We start from the raw sequence: 1,512 nt of genomic DNA on the forward strand, positions 1-1,512 counted from the left end.
GGACGGCGAGGGTGTCGCGGTCGGCGCGGTCGAGCCACGTGAGCAGCAGGACGTCGTCGCCCGCGGACAGGTCGGCCAGCGCGGGAGCGTAGCGGTCGTCGAAGACGAGCCAGGCGTCGGGCGCGCCCTCGTCGGGCTGCCGGGGCGCGTCCGCCCGGTTCGCGAGGGACGATTCGACGCGTCCGATGAGTCGCAGTGTGCACTCGTTCAATTTTCTCGGCTCCGTTCCTGAACGGCTGACCGGTTCGTCCCGTCGAACAGGGCGGACGGAGGCGAACCGCCAGGCGTTCGTGAGGCGATGGGAAGGGACGGTAACGCAGGCGTCGCGCTCGCCGGCGGCGGCCCCGGAGCGTCCGGCGGACGACCGGTGCCATGGCCCGTTCGGCGAGGGATGTCGCAGCATTTCGGCTGTGTCTCGTTCGCCCCGCCTCGTCATAAGTTCTGTATAAAATGTCGCGTCGTTCAGGGGCGCCGGATCGTCGGGGGAAACAACAGTTGTCGAGCACGCATGCCCGTGGTGATCTGACGCCGCAGCTGATCGGGACGCCGGTCTGGTACGACCAGGCGCTCGCGGCGGCGGGCATCCCGGTGTACGACACGCCCCTGGTGTCGGTGGGCGGCGGGCTCGGCTCGTTCATCCTGACCGACGTCCTGCGGATCCAGGGCGCGCCCGCGTCGGCGATCCGGGTGGTGTCCACGAGCGAGACGCCGTGGCAGAGCTGGGAGTACCTGACCCGCGTGTCGCAGCTCCCCGTGCACGAGCGGATCCGCTCGGACGCCGGGGCCCGTCCCGACAACATCTGGGGCTTCCCCTCGTACGCGATGCACGAGGCGTGGCAGGACAAGTCCCTCGCGCTCGTGTGGCAGGTGCTGGTCGAACCGCTCGCCGCCGACTTCTTCGCGCCGCGCGCCGGGACGGTCTTCGCGACCGTCCGCAAGGAGGCCGACCGCATCTCCTACTGGAACATGCTGGCCCAGGGGCAGGTGCGGATGGTGCGCCGCCGCGCGGGCGGCGGCTACTTCACGATCGTCACCCCGCCCCCGGGGACCACGCCGACCAAGCGGATCGCGATCCGGTCCCGGTACGTCCACCTCGCGGTCGGCTACCCGGGCCTGAAGTACCTGCCGGACCTGCAGGAGTTCCGCGAGACGCACAACGACTACCACCGCGTCGTCAACGCCTACGAGCCGCACGAGCACGTGTACGAGTTCCTCAAGACGCGGCCGGGCGTCGTGGTCGTGCGCGGCGCGGGGATCGTCGCCTCGCGCGTCCTGCAGCGGCTCATCGACGACCGGGAGCGGCTCGGCCTCCAGACCCAGATCGTGCACATCTTCCGCACCTACGTGAGGGGCTCGCACGGCCCCGGCGTGTGGATGCGGCGCAAGGGCGGCGACGGCTGGGCCTACCAGGCGTTCACCTTCCCCAAGTCGGCGTTCGGCGGCCAGCTCAAGGCGCAGTACCGGGCCGCGTCGCCGGAGAAGCGCGCCCAGCTCGCCAAGGCGGTCGGCGGC

At 71.0% G+C, this 1,512-nt stretch carries 1 protein-coding gene and 1 pseudogene; one reads left to right on the forward strand and one right to left on the reverse strand.

Going from position 1 to position 1,512, the window contains the following annotated elements:
- Nucleotides 1–211 (reverse strand): SAM-dependent methyltransferase (locus tag AB0J52_RS40110; RefSeq protein ID WP_500188420.1); only part of this gene is annotated, 211 nt, incomplete at its 3' end.
- Between the two features lie 284 nt (nt 212–495).
- On the opposite strand from AB0J52_RS40110, the pseudogene AB0J52_RS40115 reads away from it, so the two are divergent.
- Nucleotides 496–1,512: pseudogene (locus tag AB0J52_RS40115) on the forward strand (hypothetical protein); the annotation flags it as partial.

The sequence above is a fragment of the Spirillospora sp. NPDC049652 genome (genome assembly GCF_040675125.1).
In the GTDB taxonomy this organism is placed as follows: Bacteria; Actinomycetota; Actinomycetes; order Streptosporangiales; family Streptosporangiaceae; genus Spirillospora.